The sequence below is a fragment of the Chroococcidiopsis cubana SAG 39.79 genome (genome assembly GCF_003991895.1).
GTDB classification, from domain to species: Bacteria; Cyanobacteriota; Cyanobacteriia; order Cyanobacteriales; family Chroococcidiopsidaceae; genus Chroococcidiopsis; species Chroococcidiopsis thermalis.
The window spans coordinates 15,270-15,759 of record NZ_RSCK01000105.1 but is presented as its reverse complement, the minus strand read 5'-3'; the positions used below and the strand labels follow the sequence as shown (position 1 = coordinate 15,759).

Below are 490 nucleotides of genomic sequence, written 5' to 3'. Positions count from 1 at the left end.
TAAGGAGAATTGGGACAGGTGGGGGCAGCCGTTTGGCAAGTAAGGGGGAGCAATCGCTCCCTATGCGCCCCCAAAGCGATCGCGATTGTGGCTTTGGTCAAAATCGACGATTGGACCCTTCGGTACAATTCGATTGGGATTAATCTCGGTCATACTCATGTAATAGGCACGCTTCGTATAGTCCAAATTGCACGTCACTTTGAACTGGGGACGCTGATAGAGATCCAGTAGATAATTCCAGAGATTCGGATAGTCGAGAATTCGCCGTAAATTGCACTTAAAGTGACCGTAATACACTGAGTCGAAGCGATAGAGCGTTGCAAACAGACAAATATCGGCTTGGGTTAAGCGATCGCCACATAAATAGCGTTGCTTGCCCAGAACGATTTCCCATCGATCTAAACTCTCGAACAGTTGGGTCACGGCTTCTTCGTAGGCGGCTTGTGATGTCGCAAATCCAGCGCGATAGACACCAGCATTGATTGGTAAG

At 48.6% G+C, this 490-nt stretch carries 1 protein-coding gene; it reads right to left on the bottom strand.

Annotated elements, in window-relative coordinates:
* Positions 1–60 precede the first annotated feature (60 nt).
* A partial coding sequence (locus DSM107010_RS31835; protein WP_199755887.1) for a glutathione S-transferase C-terminal domain-containing protein occupies positions 61–490 on the bottom strand: 430 nt, incomplete at its 5' end.